Below are 19,269 nucleotides of genomic sequence, written 5' to 3' on the forward strand. Positions count from 1 at the left end.
CCCGGCTGCCTACTCTGTGAAGGCGCCGGGCTTTCCTGGTTCAAGGCGTCGGTGCGCCTGTATAGGCTCGTAGGCATGGCCACAGTCATTCTTGTGCGGCACGGTCGCACCACAGCCAATGCCACCGGTGTGTTAGCCGGACGAACTCCAGGCGTCGGGCTCGACGAGGTGGGGCGTGACCAAGCCGCCCGCACGGCCGAGCGGCTTGCTGCCGTTCCCCTGGTCGGTTTGGTCTCGAGCCCGCTGGAGCGGTGCCAGCAGACTTCGGCCCTGATTCTGCAGCACCAGGCGGGTTCCCCGGCGACGTCCGAGGATGTGGACATCACGGAGTGCGATTACGGGGATTGGCAGGGCCGATCGCTCGGTGAGCTGACCCTGGAGAAACTGTGGCCGGTCGTGCAGACGCAGCCGTCAGCCGTCGTTTTTCCCGGCGGAGAGTCAATGGCGACCATGCAGGCAAGATCGGTCGCCGCCATCCGGCGCCACGACGCACGGGTCGAGGCGGAATTCGGGCCGGACGCGGTGTGGGCGGCAGTCAGCCACGGCGACATTATCAAGTCGATCCTGGCCGATGCGCTCGGCATGCACCTGGACCTGTTTCAGCGCATTTCTGTCGGTCCGGCCTCGGTGTCGATCGTGCGCTACGGGCCCAATCGTCCGACGGTCTTTGCCACCAATACCGACGCCGGAGATCTGTCTTGGTTGCGCTCGAGTGCCCCAGGGGCCGACGCGCCGGTCGGCGGCGGGCCCGGTCACGCTGCGCCACAGACCGTGCGCTCATAAAATCTTTGCCTGCCCCACAGATCGTGGGGCAGGTCGACTTACTTTTCAGGCGGTGCTCAGAGCACACTGCTATCGCAGACCGATGGGTTGAGCGCAGGGTTTAGCTGGCAGAGAGGCGCCAGAGGGACGTGACCTCGTTCGCGCGCACCGCGTGCAGCGGGTCGTTCGTGTCGCTCGCTCGCGAGTGTCTGGCGGGCGCTTCAAGTGCGCCAATCACGCGCAGGCCGGCCGCACCGATCACGTTCAGGAGGTCGCCGCGGGAGCGTAGCCCCACCAGCTCGGCAAAATCGGAAAGCACCAACCAGACCTCACCGTTTTGCTCCAGATGGTCGAGCACGCCCGCCAGAAATCCCTTGAGCATGCGAGATCCAGGGTCGTAGACCGCCGCATCGAGCAGGGAGTGAGCGGTCGCCGGGATCCATGGTGGATTGCAGACGATGAGATCGGCCCGCCCCTCGGGGAAGAGATTGGTCAGTTGGACCTCAACCCGCCCGTCGAGTTTTAGAAGCGATACCGTTTCTCGAGCGGATGCGACCGCACGCGGCTCGATATCGGTTGCGACCACCCGCGGCACGCCCCGGGTCGCAAGTACCGCTGCGAGCACCCCGGTGCCGGTGCCAATATCGAAGGCAACCTTCGGCGCGGCCAGGGGCGCGCTCGCCACGAGATCGACGTACTCGCTGCGCACCGGAAAGAACGTGCCGTAGTGAGGATGGATGCTGGCGTTCAACGCGGCAACGGGAATGCCCGTGGTACGCCACTGATGGGCGCCGATCGTGCCGAGCACCTCGTTCAGCGACACAACGGATGCCTCGGTGATGCTGCCATAGGCGGCGACCGTGGCATCGTGAACGTCCGGCGCGCGGCGCAGCCCGATGAGGTTGCCGACCGCGAGCGGCACGAGAAGCAGACCGAGAATCCGTGCCCGGTGCGAGCGGTTCTGCCGATAGCGGTAGAACACGTCGGCGGTGCTGCGCTCGGTGTGATCCGGGCGAGGTCTGGTGCGGTGTTCCAGGGCCGTCAGAATTTGGCGCGCGTTGTGAAAGTCCCCATTCCAGAGCATGGCGACGCCCTGCGAGGCCAGCCGGTAGGCGGCATCCGCTGTGATGGTGTCGTCAACGGGCACGACGTTCCGGGGGGCCGGCGCGCCATTGGCCGAACGCCAGAGTACTGAGGCCGGAATGCCATCCTGGACCCAGTGAACGTATGGGTGGTCGTTGGCTGAGGAAGTCATCGAACCCAGTGCATAGTCATAGCCTTCAACTATAGATCGCCGCCGCGGGGTGCCCGCTGAATTCCGTACTACCGTGCGCCGCCGGCTGGGACGCACCAACCCCTGACCCTGAGAGCTTGTATATGTGGTGAGTCACTCGTCTGCGGCGTAGACGGACATTCTCCCCTCTTAGTGGGTGATTTCAACCCTGGGGTAATACCCATTGCATGGGTCAGTCTGGGAGTTCGGTAGTTCGCCGACTCGTTGCCCGCCGTGAAACTCCAACGGTGGATGGCGCACCTTGACGAAAGCACGCCCCATGACGCTCCGCACTTCACCGAACGGCACGCCGCCAGTCCGTCGTGCCAGACACTCCGCCCGACCGCCACGGACGATGATTGCGCTCCGATGGACCGGCGCCGTCGGGGTGCTCGCCCTGATCGGTTCGCTGCTGGCTGGCGGCGTTGCTGCCGCCACTACGGTGACGGTGCGCCCTAACTTTGGTTTTGCGAACTCGTATGTCGTTCTGGGCAACTCGGCCGTCACGATCGGCCCGAGCGCCGTTGTCACGGGTACGTTCGGCTCCGACCTCGGAATGTCCAGTGAAACCGGCGTGTACACCAACGGTGGAACACTCGCCGGCGTGGGCGCCGTCAACCTGGGCAATGCAGCGGCACGCCGGGCCCAAGCAGATCTGACCGCCGCGCACACCGCTGCCCTGGCTCTCACCGGAGACTTCATCCTGCCCGGTGAGATCAATGCCATGACCTTGCGGCCGGGTATCCACACCGCTGACAGCAATGTCACCCTGACCGGAACTGTGACTCTGGACGCCGGGGGCGATGCTGACGCCATTTTCATCATGGTGCCGCACGGTGCGTTCGATACCTCGGCCAACGCACGTGTTCGCTTGATCAACGGCGCGCAGGCCGGCAACGCGTATTGGTTCATCGGTGCTGCTTTCACTATTGCGGCCGATGCCGACTTCAGCGGTCGCGTTATTGGTGGCACCGCCGGCACCCTGTCGGCGAACTCCACACTGCACGGCCAACTGCTCACGACGGGAACAGCGATTACCCTTAGCGCGGGCGCACGAATCATCAATGATGCCCCGTCCGGGACGGCCACCACGGACTGGGTCGATCAAAACCTCGGAGCCATGACCGATGGAGTGTCCTATTCCGACCGTCTCTCGGTCGCGTCGTCCGACAATAGATCGGTCGGCGCCGAGGACGTGGCCTGGGCCGTGACGGCGGGCCAATTACCGCCCGGGATCAACCTCGGTCCCGTCACCGGAACGGTGGCGGGCACGCGAACGGACTCGGCCAGCTACTCCTGGTCGATCACGGCCACGATCGTTGGCAATATACGTATTACAAAGTCGTTTTCGACCGAGGATGTGAGCGCCCCGGCCGTGATGATCAGCGGCGGGGCCACGCGCCTCACTAACGACCGAACACCGACGATCTCCGGCACGACCGACGCGCCAGAGGGAAGCGTCGTATCGGTGCTGATCGACGGCATTACCGTCACGTCGGTCGTTGCACAAGGTGCATTCTCGGTGCCCGTGGCCGACCTCGGTGCCGATGCAACCTACCCGACCGTCGTCACCATCACCGTCACTGGCGCGGCCGGAACGGCGCGCCAGACCATCACTCTTGACACGACGGCGCCGTCGCTCGTCATTGCCGGCGGTTCGTCGCTGACGACGGCCGATAGCACGCCGACCATTTTGGGTACGACGGACGCTCCCGTCGGCACGGCGGTCGCTGTGACCGTTGCGGGCCAGACGCTGGCGACCACTGTTGCTGACGGTGGCGGCTGGTCGGCGACGGCCGGGGCACTCGCTGAGGGCGAGCACACCATCACCGTTTCGATCACGGATCTGGTGGGTAACAGTGGCAGCGCCACGCAGGCCTTGACGCACAACGCTAAGGCACCGACCGTAATCTTTGCGGGTGGGGCAACGCTGACGACCACCGATCGAACTCCGACCATTTCGGGCACGACCAACGCGGCGGATGGCAGCGTCGTTACAGTGCTGATCGACAGCGCCGCGGTGTCATCGACAGTGACGGCCGGTGCATGGTCGGTGCTCGCGGCCGACCTCGGTACGGATGGAGCCCACCCGGCCGTCGTCACCATCACCGCCAGCGGCGTTGCCGGAATGGGGAGTCAAACCATCACCCTGGACACCACCAGACCCTCACTGGCCATAGACGCGGGTTCCACGCTGATCAACGACGCCACCCCGACCATTTCGGGCACAACGGATGCGGCCGACGGCACCGTTGTCACCGTCACCGTGTCCAACCAGACCCTGCTCGCCACCGTCACCGCTGGCACGTGGTCGATCTCAATCGGCGCACTCAGCGACGGTAATCACCGAGTTTTCGCTACGGTCACGGACCCGGTGGGCAACAGCGAAACCGTGACACAGACCTATACGCTCGACACCCTCGCGCCCGTCGTGTCCATTTCCGGAGGGTCCGCACTCACCAGCGCCGATACGACACCGACCGTTTCAGGCACGTCCGATGCACTCGTCGGCACCGCGGTATCCGTTGTGGTGGGGACCCAGACGCTCGGGGCCACCGTCATCGAGGGCGGCAGGTGGTCGGTGACCGCCGCAGCGCTCGCCGAGGGCGATCACTCCGTCACAGCGTCGATCACGGATGCCACCGGCAATACGGGTGTCGCAACTCAGGTTTACAGCGTGATCGCGGCCCCCGACGTCACTGTCACCGGGGGCGCGGCAGCAGCATCCAACAATCCAGCACCGACCTTCGTCGGCACCTCGACGGCTGCTGCCGGATCGGCTGTGACCGTAACGATCGGCGGCCAGATTCTCAGGACGACTGTGACGGCTGCCGGAACGTGGTCCGTCGCCTCGGCCGACATCTCCGTTGACGGTGACTACACCGTCGCGGTGACCGTCGTGGACCTCGTGACGAAAATCAGCGCTGATTCGGCCCAGATCTTCACAATCGACACGACCGCTCCCGCCGTGGCCGTGACCGTGGCGCCGACGGGTCGCACGCGCGACACTACGCCGAAACTGTCTGGCACGACGGATGCCCCGGTCGGCGCGATCCTGTCAGTCACGGTGGCTGGGCAGGAGTTGAGCGTAACGGTACAGCTCGGGGGTGTCTGGACGGTCGAGCCCGGTCCGCTCGCCGACGGAAACGTCGACGTCGTCGTCACGGCCGAAGACAGGTATGGAAACGCGCGCTCGGTTAGCCAGAGTTTCGTGGTGGCCACCACGCCGCCGACCAACACCACTCTCGAACAAACCGTTACGGAGGGTGCGCTGCAGTCACTCGCTGTGACCGGCGCCGATTTCGATCCAGGGGAGTCCGTTCAGGTTTGGATTCACTCCACACCCGTGCTGCTGTCAACCGTCACAGCTAATGCAAACGGCGCCATCGTGACCAGCGTCATCGTCCCCGCGGCGACAGCGGCCGGCCGGCACCACATCGTGATGATCGGCGTGACTTCCTCGACTGCGCAACTGGCGTCGGAGACGATCTTTGTCATCAACTCCGGCACCGGCACCGGCACCGGCACCGGCAGCGTCAGGATTGCAGAGAGCTCCCCGGAAACGACCGAACTCGCCCGCACCGGACTTGACGCGACAGTGGTCGGCGGCGCTGCACTCCTGCTGTTTCTGGCCGGTGTCCTCGTGCTGATCCTGCGGCTCCGGACCCGGAATATCCCCCGTCACATCAGTCAGTAAGCAAACTGCGCACCCGGGCTCTTCCGACCGGGTGCGAGCGAGGCCGCCGCACTGATAGAATTCTGCAAGCGAAGGGGAGTATCCCTCTGGGCCCAATCGGGTTCTATGTCGCGATCGTCAATACGGGCCGCGCTGGCGGGGCCCCGGTCGCGGTGGTATCGATTGGTTCCGTTTGGACGCTATCGGTGCGGGAGAGACTTTCGGGTTCTGCTATACCCGACCCCCTCATTTTTGAAAGGCCCTCGTGGAACTCGCCCTGCCTCTTTGGTTCGAAGCTGGATCTTTGGTCGTTTTGACCCTTATTCTGGTCGCCGACCTGCTCATCGTCTATAAGCGCCCGCACGTTCCGAGCATGCGCGAGGCCGGACTCTGGGTGGCGTTCTACGTTGGGCTCGCGCTCATTTTCGCCCTCTTGATGCTGGTTCTCGGTGACGCTGAACATGCCGGTCAATTTCTCGCGGGCTGGCTGACCGAGTACAGCCTGTCCATCGATAACCTGTTTGTCTTCGTCATCATCATGGCCCGGTTCTCCGTGCCGCGAAAATACCAGCAGGAAGTGCTGATGGTGGGTATCATCATCGCTCTCGTGCTGCGCGGTATCTTCATTCTGCTCGGCGCCCAACTGATCGAAAGCTACGCCTGGATCTTCTACATCTTCGGCGCGTTCCTGTTCTATACCGCCGTGAAGCAGGCGTTCTCCTCTGAGGCAGAAACGGAAGAAAAAGAGAACGGCGTCATCCGTCTGCTCCGCCGCCGCATTCGAATCTCGTCAGAATTCGATGGCTCCAAGGTGCGCACGCTGGTCGACGGCAAGAAGATCTTCACGCCGATGCTGATCGTGTTCATCGCGATCGGCACCACCGACCTCATCTTCGCCCTCGATTCCATTCCAGCGATCTTCGGCATCACGACGAGTCCCTTCATCGTGTTCACGGCCAATATCTTCGCCCTCATGGGCCTGCGCCAGTTGTACTTTCTACTCGGCGGACTGCTCGAACGTCTTGAATACCTCAAGTACGGCATCGCGGTCATTCTCGGCTTCATCGGCGTCAAGCTCGTGCTGCACGCGATGCACACCAACGAAGTCCCCTTCATCAATGGTGGAGATCCCATGCTCTGGGCACCCGAGATCGGCACCTGGACCTCGCTTGGCGTAATCATCGGCAGTATGGCCGTGGCAACAGTGGCGAGCCTGATCAAGGCTGGTCACGATGCCAAAAAGCGTGGCCACACGCTGGCCGAAGAGATTTCGGTAAACGTCAACGAATGACAGATCGAGGCCGGGCGTCGGCGAGCGGGGAGCTCTCATGACTCTGCAGCAGCAGAGCAGGATTGAACTTTCCACCGCTGTCGCCCGCCTCTCTTTCAGCGTGCGCACCGATGTCGGCAGCGTGCGCAAGATCAACGAGGATAGCGTTTTCGCGCAGTCCCCAGTGTTCCTCGTAGCCGACGGCATGGGCGGCCACGCCCAGGGTGAGGTCGCCAGCCAGACGGTACTTCGGGTGTTCGACGAGCACATCGCGCGCGATCTGCCCTCGACGCCGGAGCGCATCCTCGATGCCATCCACTCGTCGAACGACGCCGTACGCGATCTGAGCGGAGCCGATGACTACGGCACCGCAGTGTCGGGAACCACCCTCGCCGGCATCGCCTTCGTCGACGCCGGCGATTCCGGCGGCTACCACTGGATGGCCTTCAACGTCGGCGATTCCCGCGTCTACACCTGGACCGACGGTGTTTTGGCCCAGTTGTCCGTTGACCATTCCGCAGTGCAGGAGATGGTCGACGCTGGCCTGATTTCGGTCGACGACGCCGAGAAACATCCAGAGCGCAACGTCATCACCCGAGCGATCGGCGCCGAGGAGTTTGTCGATGCCGACGTCTGGCTGCTACCGGCCCTGGCCCACCAGTCCTTTTTGATCTGCTCCGACGGGCTGACCAAAGAACTCGACGACGCGGCGATCGCGGGGGTCCTGGCCATGGACATCCGCCTGGATGCCGCGGGGCGCAGCGTCGCCGACATTCTCGTTGACCACGCCATCGAGCATGGAGGCCACGACAACGTGAGTGTCGTCTACCTGGAGTCGGCGTTCGACTGAACGTCCGAGCAAGCGTTCGCGAGCCGAGTGACTGGGCGAGGTGTTACCCTGAAGCCATGGTGCTGAGCCGACTTCTTCTGTGCCGCGACGAGTCCCTGTCCTGAGGCCTCCCTCGTCGCGGCGTTCAGCGTGGCTGCCATCGATTCGTGAGGAAGACGCTCAAAATGACCAACGTAATACCCACTCTGCCAAAACGCTCCGGCACTGGCCTTCGTACCCTCGCAGAGAAGGTCTGGGATAAGCACCTCGTCACCAAGGGTGAGGATGGCACGCCTGACCTGATCTATATCGATCTGCACCTGCTGCACGAGGTCACCAGCCCGCAAGCCTTCGACGGCCTGCGCCTGGCCAATCGGCCTCTGCGTCGGCCCGATCTGACCATCGCGACCGAGGATCACAACACGCCAACGCTGGCCATCGACAAGCCCATCGCCGACCTCACCAGCCGCACCCAGATCGAGACCCTGCGCCGCAACTGCGCCGAGTACGGTGTACGCCTGCACTCGCTCGGTGACATCGAACAGGGCATCGTGCACGTCGTCGGCCCGCAGCTCGGCCTGACCCAGCCCGGAATCACCGTGGTGTGCGGAGACTCGCATACGTCTACCCACGGTGCGTTCGGCGCCATGGCGCTCGGTATCGGCACAAGCGAGGTCGAGCACGTTATGGCCACGCAGACTCTGCCGTTGAACCCGTTCAAGACCATGGCCATCACGGTCAACGGAACGTTGCGCGCCGGGGTAACCGCGAAAGACATCATTCTCGCCGTGATTGCCAAAATTGGAACCGGCGGGGGAGCCGGCTACGTGCTTGAATACCGTGGTGAGGCTATTCGCGCACTCTCCATGGAGGGGCGCATGACTATCTGCAACATGTCGATCGAGGCCGGTGCCCGCGCCGGTATGGTCGCCCCCGACCAGGTCACCTACGACTACCTTAACGGCCGTGCCCACGCGCCCCGCGGTGCCGACTGGGACGCCGCCGTCGCCTACTGGGAGACCCTCGCCACCGACGAGGGCGCTGCCTACGACGCCGAGGTCATCATCGATGCGAACGGTCTCGAACCGTTCGTTACCTGGGGCACCAACCCCGGCCAGGGCGTGTCCCTGAGCGGATCGGTTCCCAACCCCGCCGAAATCGTCGATGCCAACGAGCGCTCGGCGGCCGAGCGGGCCCTGGAATACATGGACCTTGCGGCGGGAACTCCCATGAAGGAGATTCGAGTCGATACCGTTTTTCTGGGCTCGTGCACCAACAGCCGGGTCGAAGACCTGCGCGCCGCCGCCGAGATCATCAAGGGCAAAACCAAAGCCGAGGGCTTGCGCATGATGGTTGTTCCCGGCTCTGCCCGGGTGCGCATCGAGGCTGAAGCAGAGGGACTCGACCAGATCTTCCTCGACTTCGGAGCCGAATGGCGCTTCGCCGGCTGTTCGATGTGCCTCGGCATGAACCCAGACCAGCTGGAACCCGGCGAACGCTGCGCGTCGACCAGTAACCGCAACTTTGAAGGACGTCAGGGAAAGGGCGGGCGTACCCACTTGGTGTCGCCGCTCGTCGCTGCCGCCACGGCCATTCGCGGCACGCTCAGTAGCCCGTGGGATCTCGACCAGGCTGGAGACCAGTAACCATGCAGAAATTCACCACCGTCACCGGCATCGCGGTGCCGCTGCGCCGTTCCAACGTCGATACCGACCAGATCATTCCAGCCGTGCATCTCAAGCGCGTCACGCGCACCGGCTTTGAAGACGCGTTGTTCGCGGCCTGGCGCCTCGACCCGGACTTCGTCATCAATAAGAAGGAGTACCAGGGCGGTCGCGTGCTCATCGCCGGGGCGGACTTCGGAATTGGCTCATCGCGCGAACACGCTGTCTGGGCGCTGCGCGACTACGGCTTCGACGTGGTACTCAGCCCCCGGTTCGGCGACATCTTTCGCGGAAACTCCGGCAAACAGGGCTTGCTCGCCGGCCAGATCAGTGAGGCGGATGCCGAAACCCTGTGGAACCTGGTCGAGTGCGCCCCCGGGGTGGAGTTGACCGTGGATCTGGTGAGTAAAACAGTGCGTGTCGGGGATCTGACCGTGAATTTCGAAATCGACGATTACACTAGATGGCGGCTGCTCGAAGGTCTCGATGACATCGGGCTGACTCTGCGTGACGAAGCGCGGATCGAGGAATTTGAAGGGACGCGAGAGTCGTGGTTGCCCCGCACCCTTCCGGCGCTCTCCGCAGATTCGGCCCGCGTCAATTTGCAGTAATTTGTATTGCACCAATTTGCATTAGGACAGGTATTTTGTGAGCACTCTCAGCGAAGCACGGCGTGATCAAGAGGCGAAGAATTTGAACGATGCCAGGCAGCACGACGATGCGAACGAGCGCGGGAGTGCTCAGAACCACGGGGCATCCGTTGGTCTCACCGCCGACAAAATCACCATCCGCGGCGGTATTCCGCTGGTCGGTCGCATCGAGGTGAAGGGGGCGAAGAACCTTGTCACCAAGGCCATGGTCGCGGCACTGCTCGGTGAAACCCCGAGCGTTCTCAAGGACGTTCCGAACATCAGCGATGTTCGGATCGTTCGCGGTCTGCTCGAGGTGCACGGCGTCAAGGTAACCGAGGGTGACGAGCCTGGAACCCTCGTGCTTGACCCGGTCGACGTGGAAAGTGCGCACTTCGCCGCGATCGACGCCCACGCGGGGTCCTCGCGCATCCCCATTTTGTTCTGCGGTCCGCTGTTGCACCGGCTCGGCGAAGCCTTCATTCCCGACCTCGGCGGCTGCCGTATCGGAGACCGGCCGATCGACTTTCACCTCGAGGTGCTGCGCAAGTTTGGCGCCGTCGTCGAAAAGCAGCCCAACGGCATCCGTATGTCTGCGCCGAATGGTCTCAAGGGCGCCAAGCTTGAACTGCCGTACCCGAGCGTGGGCGCGACCGAGCAGGTGCTGCTCACCGCGGTGAGGGCCGAGGGTCTCACCGAGCTCAAGGGCGCGGCGATCGAGCCTGAGATCATGGATCTCATTAACATTCTGCAGAAGATGGGTGCCATCATCACGGTCGATACTGATCGGGTGATCCGCATCGAGGGCGTCGCGCGCTTGGTGGGTTACAACCACCGTGCCCTGTTCGACCGCAACGAGGCCGCCAGCTGGGCTGCCGCTGCCCTCGCCACCGACGGCGACATCTTCGTCGGTGGTGCCCGGCAGGCTGAGATGATCACCTTCCTCAACGTCTTCCGCAAGGTCGGTGGCGCCTTTGATATCTGCGACGACGGGATCCGCTTTTATCACCCCGGTGGCGACCTCAAGCCCGTCATTATCGAAACGGGCGTTCACCCCGGCTTCATGACGGACTGGCAGCAGCCGCTCGTCATCGCTCTGACCAAGGCGCACGGAACGTCGATCGTGCACGAAACGGTGTACGAGCAGCGGTTCGGCTTCGTCGACGCGCTCGTTGAGATGGGCGCGACCATTCAAATTCACAAGGAATGCCTTGGTGGGCACACGTGCCGGTTTGGCCAGCGCAATTTCAATCACTCGGCCGTCATTACCGGCCCGACGAAGCTGCGCGGCGCCGACATCATCGTGCCCGACCTGCGCGGCGGGTTCAGCCACCTGATCGCGGCGCTTTCGGCCGAAGGTACTTCGACGGTCAGCAACGTGGGAATCATCAGCCGCGGGTACGAGAACTTCATCGGCAAGCTGCGGCTTTTGGGGGCGGACTTCGATCTCGAAGGATAATAGGCGCGTGCCTGAAAATAACGACGTGCCCGTAATTTCCGAGTCATCCGTGCCGCCGACCCGAATTCGTTCGGAGAAGAGCAGGCCGAGCGCCTTCTGGATCCTCGCCGGGCTGATCCTGCCGGTCATGAATCTGGCCGCACGGTACGAGATCATCGACGCTCACAAGTTTCCGCGCAGCGGCGCGTTCGTATTCTCACCCAACCACTACAGCGAGATCGACCCCGTGGTGATGGGAGTCGTCGCCTGGAAGCTGGGGCGGTTGCCGCGATTCCTGGCGAAGGCATCCGTTTTCGAGATTCCCATCATCGGCGCGGTGCTGCGCAAATCGGGCCAGATTCCGGTGCAGCGCGGCGGTTCGGTGCGCGGGAGTGAGCCGGTCAAGGCCGCCCAGCGTTTGGCCGAAAAGGGTCAGATCGTCGTGGTGTACCCGGAAGGGTCACTCACCCGCGACCCTGACCTGTGGCCGATGCGCGGCAAGACCGGAGCCGTTCGCATCGCGCTCGAGCAGGGGATTCCCATTGTGCCGGCCGCCCACTGGGGTAGCCAGCACCTGATGGAACGGTATTCCAAGAAGATCAGCCTGTTTCCACGCAAAACCATCACCGTGAAGATCGGCGACCCGATCGACCTCGCCCAGTTTCGCGGGCGGAGCCTCGACACGGCGACGCTTAACGAGGCGACCGCCGTCGTGATGCTGGCCATCACCGCGCTGCTTGAAGACCTGCGCGGCGAGAAAGCCCCGGCCAAGAGGTGGAACCCGGCGGAGCACAATCAGAGAGAGACCGGTCGTTTTGAAGCCTAGAACCCCTCAGCTGCCGAAGATTCAACCAGGCACCCGGGTGGCCGTTCTCGGCGCGGGCAGTTGGGGAACGACCTTCGCCAAAATTTTGACGGATGGCGGCGCCGACGTCGTCCTGTGGGCCCGCCGCCCCGAATTGGCCCGGGAAATCTCCGAAGCGCGCCGCAACAGCGACTACCTGCCCGGCGTGAACCTACCCGTTGGCCTGCGCGCCACGAGCCGTCTCGACCTGGCTCTTGCCGGCGCCGAAATGGTCTTCGTCTCGGTTCCGAGCCAGTCCCTGCGCGAAAACTTGAAGCAGGTCGAGCCCTACCTGGCCGGGAACGCGATTATCGTCTCGCTCATGAAGGGCGTCGAACGGTCGACTGGTATGCGCATGAGCACGGTAATCGAAGAGGTGCTGCGCATCGACCCCGCGCGCATCGCGGCGATCAGCGGACCCAACCTCGCGCTCGAAATAGCCAAGGAACAGCCCACAGGGGCCGTCGTCTCGTCCTCGAGCCTCGATACCGCGCAGGCCGTGGCCAAACTGGCCACCAACCGCTACTTTCGGTCTTACGTGAACACGGATGTCATCGGCACCGAGTTCGGCGGCGTGCTGAAAAACCTTATTGCGGTCGCCATCGGCATCGTTGACGGCGTCGGCTACGGCGAGAACACCAAGGCCTCGATCATCACTCGCGGCTTGGTCGAAATGACTGACTTTGCCGTCGCCTATGGTGCTCAGCCCGAGACGCTGGCCGGCCTGGCCGGCCTCGGCGACCTCATCGCCACTTGCCAGTCGCCCCTGTCGCGCAACAACACAGCGGGCCGGTTACTCGGCCAGGGCTATAGCATCAACGACGTTGTCAAGCAGATGCAGCAGACTACCGAAGGCCTCGCCTCGGTCAAACCCGTTCTCGAACTGGCCCGCGCCAAGGGCGTCGATATGCCGATCGTCGAACAGGTCCGCCAGGTGCTCGACGGCACACTCAATCCCCGCGACATTGCGCCGCACCTCACGACTGACTCCAGCGAACCGCAGGGCGAAAGGACACTTGACGATGGACAAGCTCACGGTGGTGCTTCTCTTTGGAGGGCGTTCCAGCGAACACTCGATCAGCTGCGCCACGGCGGGCGGAGTGCTGGCAGCCCTCGACCCTGAACGCTATACCGTCATCCCGGTCGGAATCACCCGCGACGGCGCGTATGTCCTTGAAGACAACGACCCAGCCAAGTTCGTCCTCAACGCGCAGGCGTTGCCCGTTGTCGCCGACAATGGCACCCGGGTGCGCTGGCCGCAGAGCGCATCGAGCCGGGAACTGACCGTTATCGACACATCCGGTGAGCGATCCCTCGGTTCGGTAGACCTCATATTCCCGATTTTGCATGGACCGTTCGGCGAGGACGGCACCATTCAGGGCATGCTCGACCTGCTCGACCTGCCGTATGTCGGGTCGGGAGTTCTCGCATCCGCTCTGGGGATGGACAAGCACTTCGCCAAAACCGTCTTTCAGCAAGCCGCCCTGCCAGTGGCGCCGTGGCGCACCCTGACAGCGGATGACTGGGCGCAGGCCCCCGGCATGGGCTACGCCGCCCTCGAGCAACTCGGCCTGCCCGCCTTCGTGAAGCCGGCCCGTGCCGGGTCGAGTGTCGGCGTCAGCCGGGTGGGGACACCGGACCAGCTGGCCGAGGCCATGGCGGTCGGTCTTGCCGAAGATAATAAGGTACTCATCGAATCCGGCCTCGTCGGACGAGAACTCGAGGTTGCGGTGCTGCAGGGACGCCCGGGGGAATCGACCCGCGCCTCCGTAGCCGGCGAGGTCGTCGTGACTGGCCGTGACTTCTACGACTTTGCCGCGAAGTATCTTGATGCGCCGGGAGTGGAGCTGGTCTGCCCCGCGCCGCTGTCAGCGGCAGAATTGACAGAGGTACAGCGTTTGGCCATAGCGGCTTTCGAGGCAATCGGCGGGGCTGGCCTGGCTCGGGTTGATTTCTTCCTGACGGCGACCGGCTGGGTGATCAACGAAATCAACACCATGCCCGGGTTCACGAGCATCTCGATGTTTCCGACCTGCTGGCTGGCCAGCGGCTATACCTACCCCGAGCTGATCGACGAACTCATCTCTGTGGCCATCGCCCACGCCCGTCACGGCTCCTGACCCTTCGGCGACGCCCTCTGCCAGTTTTCGCTCGAGCTGCGCGGGAGTTAGAGTCTGGTCAGAACTCCAGCGCCGCGCGCAACGCTGGACCTGCGCCACTACGCGGGAGTTTCGCCTCCCGCGTAGCGGCGCAACTCCCGCGTGGCCGCACCAGTCGCTACAGAGCGCGCGGGGGCCCAGCTCCTACGGGGCGGTCGTAGCCCCGTCGGTGGGCAGCTGCACGTCCTCTGCGCCGACGCAGAAACCGGTGGCGGGCACATACGCGACCGCGTTGGCGACGTCGATGAGCGCCGTCGAGCCGCTCACCGCTTCGGAGTCGATCACGATTTCGATGGCCGGGTCGCGCCCATACGTCGTGTAGCGGTAGGTCGGGGCGTCGGCGTCGTCTTCGATCCAGTCGATGCCATTGATATTCAGGCATGGCAGCGTCGTGGGAGCCGGAACCGAAACACCACAGTGCAGCAACACAGCGGCCGGGTCGCCCCAGGCGCCCGTTGCCTGAGCGTTCGTCTCCCGGGACGCCTGATCGGCGACGGTGGACGGCAGGTGCACGATCACGTTGGCGCACGCCACGTTGGTGGCGTCGGCGGCCGGGGTCAGCGGTACGGCAGTGGCGCAGCCGACCAGCAACAGTGAGGTCGCCAGCACTGTGGCGACGGCGACGGAACGAAGGGGAGCGGTGCACAGGAACAGGAATGGGTGAGACATCGTATTCAGGCTACCGTTTCTAACATGACCACTGCTGCGGATGCCCCGCTTTCACTTCCGCACTCCGACGCCACCGAAACTCTCGCCGACCTCAGCGAGGGGGCCGTGCTGGCGCGGATCTTTCCTCGTCTACCGACGGCTTCGGCCCAACTTCTCGGCCCGGGCGACGATGCGGCGGTCATCTCGGCACCTGACGGGCGGTTCGTCGTGACGACCGACATGATGATACAGGGACCCGATTTTCGCCTCGCGTGGTCGTCGCCGCACGACCTCGGCTGGAAGGCCGCCGCTACCAATCTTTCCGACGTGGCCGCGATGGGCGCTCGCCCGACAGCTTTGGTCGTGGCGATCGCTGCGCCGCCGTCGACGCCGGTTTCGGTGCTTGAGGGCCTCGTCGACGGGCTGCGCGACTGCTGCGAGGCCCTTGCTCCCGGCTGCGGGGTGGTCGGCGGCGATCTGTCGGCTTCAGACGCCCTCACCCTGGCTGTGACTGCCTTCGGCGACCTCGAGGGGCGCGCTCCCGTTCTTCGGTCGGGGGCGCGACCGGGGGACACGGTGGCGCTCTCCGGACGGCTTGGCGACGCTGGAATCGGCCTCGAACTGCTGTTCCGTCTGGGCGTCGATTCCAATGGAGTACCCGACCGTGCCAGGGCCAACGCACTCAAACTCACGCATCCCACCGAAGTGGCCGCCCAGCTCACCCCCGTGCCCCCGATTGCCAGCGGCCCGATTGCAGCGCTCGGCGGAGCCACAGCCATGCTTGACGTCTCCGATGGACTGGCCATCGATGCCGGACGCATCGCGCGGGCCAGCGGCGTGGGTATCGACTTCGACTCTCGCTGCCTGGGGGAGCGGATCGAAGTCGCCCTCGGAGGCGGGGAAGACCATGGGCTCCTTGCCACCTTTGCACCCGACACTGTTCTGCCGCCCGACTTTCGCCGCCTCGGCACGGTCGTCGCGGTATCCGGTTCGAGTTGGGGCACCATCACCGTCGACGGTGCCCCACACGACCAGGGTGGCTGGGATCCGTATCGTGGCTGGGACGGCGCAGCCGGCTAGGTGGACCGGATGCAGCACGTGCAGTGGTGTGCGCCGAGAGTACTACGGCGCCAGCTGCTCGGTGGGGGCGGCATACCAAACGGTCGTGTCGCCGTAGTCTTTGCGACGTTCGAGTTCGAGCCCCTGGCCCCACTCCGGCTCGGGCGAGCGGGAGCTGCGCTCAAGCACCACGAGCGCGTCAGCGGCCATCAGGGGAGCCAGCGCACTCAAATTGTGCCCGAGTTCAATCTCGCTGAGGTCGTACGGCGGGTCGATGAACACCACGTCGAAGCCCTCCTTGGTAGCGGCCAAGAACGACTGAACCGCCTGCGAGGAGACGGTAATCTTCAGGTCAGTGCCCTTCGGCGCTGATCTTTGCACGGCCTCGGCGTTCCTGCGACACATGGCCGCCGCACCGAAGCTGTTCTCGACGAGCGTCACTACACGTGCACCGCGACTGGCGGCCTCAAGCCCCAAAGCTCCCGATCCCGCATACAGATCCAACACCCGCATGCCGTGCAGAGCATCCCGTGAGTCGAGCGCCGAAAAGATGGCCTCGCGCACCCGATCACTGGTTGGCCGCGTACCCGACTTCGGAACAGCCAGGGAGAGGGAGCCGGCAAACCCGGTAATAATTCGCGTCATAACCCTCCGAGCCTAGCCGCCCCGCAAAGAACGCTCTGCGCAGAAAAACCAGCGGCGACGGCGGCGTTGGGTGTGGTGGCTCGGTCACAACACCATGTCAGTGGCCCGGTTTACGATGGAAACATGACCGGTTCGAGCGCTGCCAGTGGCCCCGGATTCGATGGCGTTGCCCTTCCGGCACCCCAACTCGAGCCGCTGACGCTCGACACCCCCTTGAAAAAGGCCCTGAGCGCACCTCAAGCGACGGCGCTCGGGAAGGCCTTTGGATTTCTTACCGTCAACGATCTGCTCAGCCATTACCCGCGCGACTATGCGGACCGCGAAGTACTCCGGCCCCTCAACCAGCTCACGCCCGGCGCCAACATCACTGTCATCGCCGACATCATCTCTGCGCACGAAAAGCGCATGTCATCCCGGCAGGGCACGATCGTGGAGGTGGTCATCTCCGACGGGGGAGGTCAGTTCACCCTCACATTTTTCGGCAAGAACAGCCAGCAGTGGCGTCTTGACCAGCTGCGACCCGGCCTGCGCGGCAGCTTCTCCGGCAAGGTGCGCATGTATCAGGGGCAGAGTCAACTGGCAAACCCGTCCTACAAGACCTTTGAAAGCGAAGAAGAAGAAGCGCGCGACGACCCTGCCCTGCGGTTGAAGCACAAGCCGCTCATCCCAATTTATGCGGCTACGGCCTCCGAAACCAGTTGGAACCTGCAGACTATGATCGACCAGGTACTCCGGCGTCTCGGCACCCTGCCCGACCCTGTTCCCCAAGACCTGCGGGTCGAACACAGCCTGCTCGACCACACCCAGGCCATCCGCTGGATTCACAGCCCCGACGATCCAGAACAGTGGATGGCCGCCCAAGACACACTGCGATTCACCGAGGCCTGGGTGCTGCAGTGCGCCCTTATGCAGCGGCACAGTCTCGCGCGGGAACGCCGTACCCAACCCCGAGTACCAACGCCCGGCGGCTACCTCGAACGCTTTGACGCAGCGCTGCCGTTCGTGCTGACGGTCGATCAAGAAATTTGCGCGGTCGAAATCGCCGCCGACATGGCCAGGTCCGGCCCGATGAATCGGCTGTTGCAGGGCGAGGTTGGCTCGGGCAAGACCGTGGTTGCCCTGCGGGCCATGCTCGCCGTGGCCGACAGCGGCGGCCAGACCGCCTTGCTGGCACCGACCGAGGTGCTCGCCGGGCAACACCTGCGGTCGATCACGACCCTGCTCGGCCCGGATCTCGCGGCCGAACTGATGCCGACCTTGTTGACCGGAAAACTGCCGGTGGCGCAGAAACGCAAGGCCCTGCTGCGCACGGTCTCTGGCCAATCGCGCATTGTGATCGGCACGCACGCCTTGCTCAGCGATACCGTGACCTTTTTCGACCTCGGTCTGATCGTAATCGATGAGCAGCACCGGTTCGGCGTCGACCAGCGCGAAACACTGCGGCTCAAGGGGGCCGAGCCTCCGCACGTTCTCGTCATGACGGCAACGCCGATTCCACGCACCATCGCCATGACCGTCTTCGGCGACCTTGACGTGAGCACCATTCGCATACTGCCGGCCGGGCGCCAGGGAATTCGCAGTGTTGTTGTTCCCATGGGTGACAACGGGGCCCTGTTCGGGCGCGTTTGGGCGAGTTTGGCGCAGGAACTTGCCCTGGGGCGTCAAGGTTTCGTCGTGTGTCCGGCGATTTCTCCGGCAGAAATCGAAGACGAGGCCGATATCGCGCCGCCGCCGGGAGACGATCCGCGCCCGCTGTTCAACGTTGAAGAAGTCCTTGAGGGAATGCGCGGAGTCGGGTCCCTGGCGCCGTATCGCCTCGAGGCACTGCACGGGCGCATGACGAGCGACGAGAAAGACCGCATTATGCGCTCCTTTGCCGCCGGTGAGATCGATGTTCTCGTCGCCACGACCGTCATCGAGGTCGGTGTCGACGTTCCGAACGCCTCAGCCATGGTCGTGCTCGACGCAGACCGATTCGGTGTCTCGCAGCTACACCAGTTGCGCGGCCGGGTCGGGCGTGGTGGAGTGCCAGGGCTGTGCCTGCTGGTTACTAAATCCCGCGCTGGGTCCCCGGCCCGACAGCGCATCGGTGATGTCGCCGCGACGCTCGATGGCTTCGTGCTCGCTGAACTCGACCTCGCCCTGCGCCGGGAGGGAAACGTGCTCGGTGACGTGCAATCCGGTGATGGCTCGAAACTGCGCTTTCTGCGGGTAGCGGTCGACGGCGACATGATCGCCGAGGCTCGACAAGCGGCCTACCATCTGGTCACGGGGGATCCGGGCATCCGCACCAACCCGGCGCTGCGTGATGCGATCGCCCGCCGCCTGAATGATTCCGAACGCACCTGGCTCAACAAAGGCTGACTATGTCGA

General features: G+C 64.1%; 15 protein-coding genes. 12 read left to right on the forward strand and 3 right to left on the reverse strand.

The genetic code is table 11. The features are described from left to right. Nucleotides 1-75 precede the first annotated feature (75 nt). Complete coding sequence (locus E3T39_RS01245) at nt 76-783, forward strand: histidine phosphatase family protein (RefSeq protein ID WP_134512957.1); 708 nt, start codon at nt 76-78, stop codon at nt 781-783. A 100-nt stretch (nt 784-883) separates the two neighbouring features. Here the strand turns inward: E3T39_RS01245 and E3T39_RS01250 are convergent, their stop codons facing one another. Next, nucleotides 884-1,909: a methyltransferase gene (locus E3T39_RS01250; RefSeq protein ID WP_241979441.1), complete on the reverse strand. Its 1,026-nt coding sequence runs from the start codon at nt 1,907-1,909 to the stop codon at nt 884-886. 481 nt (nt 1,910-2,390) lie between these two features. Between E3T39_RS01250 and E3T39_RS01255 the strand changes: the two genes are divergently transcribed. The 9 genes from E3T39_RS01255 to E3T39_RS01295 all read left to right on the forward strand — a co-directional run bounded on the left by E3T39_RS01255 (nt 2,391) and on the right by E3T39_RS01295 (nt 14,505). After that, entirely contained in the window at nt 2,391-5,732 is a 3,342-nt protein-coding gene (locus tag E3T39_RS01255) for a beta strand repeat-containing protein (protein WP_166784006.1), read from the forward strand. A gap of 244 nt (nt 5,733-5,976) precedes the next feature. Further along, on the forward strand, nt 5,977-7,002 hold the full coding sequence (locus E3T39_RS01260) for a TerC family protein (RefSeq protein WP_134512960.1): 1,026 nt from the start codon (nt 5,977-5,979) through the stop codon (nt 7,000-7,002). A 37-nt stretch (nt 7,003-7,039) separates the two neighbouring features. After that, on the forward strand, nt 7,040-7,831 hold the full coding sequence (locus E3T39_RS01265) for a PP2C family protein-serine/threonine phosphatase (protein WP_134512961.1): 792 nt from the start codon (nt 7,040-7,042) through the stop codon (nt 7,829-7,831). Nucleotides 7,832-7,995: 164 nt separating this feature from the next. Beyond that, nucleotides 7,996-9,456: a 3-isopropylmalate dehydratase large subunit gene (gene leuC, locus E3T39_RS01270; protein WP_134512962.1), complete on the forward strand. Its 1,461-nt coding sequence runs from the start codon at nt 7,996-7,998 to the stop codon at nt 9,454-9,456. A 2-nt stretch (nt 9,457-9,458) separates the two neighbouring features. Beyond that, nucleotides 9,459-10,085, forward strand: coding sequence for a 3-isopropylmalate dehydratase small subunit (gene leuD / locus E3T39_RS01275; RefSeq protein WP_134512963.1), 627 nt, complete (start codon nt 9,459-9,461; stop codon nt 10,083-10,085). A 169-nt stretch (nt 10,086-10,254) separates the two neighbouring features. After that, nucleotides 10,255-11,562, forward strand: a complete 1,308-nt coding sequence (gene murA / locus E3T39_RS01280; protein ID WP_241979474.1) for a UDP-N-acetylglucosamine 1-carboxyvinyltransferase — start codon at nt 10,255-10,257, stop codon at nt 11,560-11,562. Between the two features lie 64 nt (nt 11,563-11,626). After that, nucleotides 11,627-12,367 (forward strand): lysophospholipid acyltransferase family protein, encoded by a 741-nt coding sequence (locus E3T39_RS01285; RefSeq protein WP_420898131.1) that lies wholly within the window; start codon nt 11,627-11,629, stop codon nt 12,365-12,367. A 37-nt stretch (nt 12,368-12,404) separates the two neighbouring features. Beyond that, on the forward strand, nt 12,405-13,508 hold the full coding sequence (locus E3T39_RS01290; protein ID WP_134512964.1) for an NAD(P)H-dependent glycerol-3-phosphate dehydrogenase: 1,104 nt from the start codon (nt 12,405-12,407) through the stop codon (nt 13,506-13,508). Next, nucleotides 13,408-14,505, forward strand: coding sequence for a D-alanine--D-alanine ligase family protein (locus E3T39_RS01295; protein WP_134512965.1), 1,098 nt, complete (start codon nt 13,408-13,410; stop codon nt 14,503-14,505). Before E3T39_RS01290 ends, E3T39_RS01295 begins: the two co-directional genes overlap by 101 nt. 183 nt (nt 14,506-14,688) lie before the next feature. Here E3T39_RS01295 and E3T39_RS01300 read toward each other — a convergent pair whose 3' ends face one another. Then, entirely contained in the window at nt 14,689-15,213 is a 525-nt protein-coding gene (locus E3T39_RS01300; protein ID WP_134512966.1) for a DUF3515 family protein, read from the reverse strand. Between the two features lie 24 nt (nt 15,214-15,237). On the opposite strand from E3T39_RS01300, the gene thiL reads away from it, so the two are divergent. Further along, nucleotides 15,238-16,272: a thiamine-phosphate kinase gene (gene thiL, locus E3T39_RS01305; RefSeq protein ID WP_134512967.1), complete on the forward strand. Its 1,035-nt coding sequence runs from the start codon at nt 15,238-15,240 to the stop codon at nt 16,270-16,272. Between the two features lie 42 nt (nt 16,273-16,314). On the opposite strand, the gene rsmD is transcribed toward thiL, so the two are convergent. Next, entirely contained in the window at nt 16,315-16,896 is a 582-nt protein-coding gene (gene rsmD, locus E3T39_RS01310; protein WP_134512968.1) for a 16S rRNA (guanine(966)-N(2))-methyltransferase RsmD, read from the reverse strand. 123 nt (nt 16,897-17,019) lie between these two features. On the opposite strand from rsmD, the gene E3T39_RS01315 reads away from it, so the two are divergent. Beyond that, nucleotides 17,020-19,260 carry an ATP-dependent DNA helicase RecG gene (locus E3T39_RS01315; RefSeq protein ID WP_134512969.1) on the forward strand — a complete coding sequence of 747 codons (2,241 nt, stop codon included), beginning with the start codon at nt 17,020-17,022 and terminating at the stop codon, nt 19,258-19,260. Nucleotides 19,261-19,269: the final 9 nt, after the last annotated feature.

The sequence above is a fragment of the Cryobacterium suzukii genome, assembly GCF_004403185.1.
Classification (GTDB): Bacteria; Actinomycetota; Actinomycetes; order Actinomycetales; family Microbacteriaceae; genus Cryobacterium; species Cryobacterium suzukii.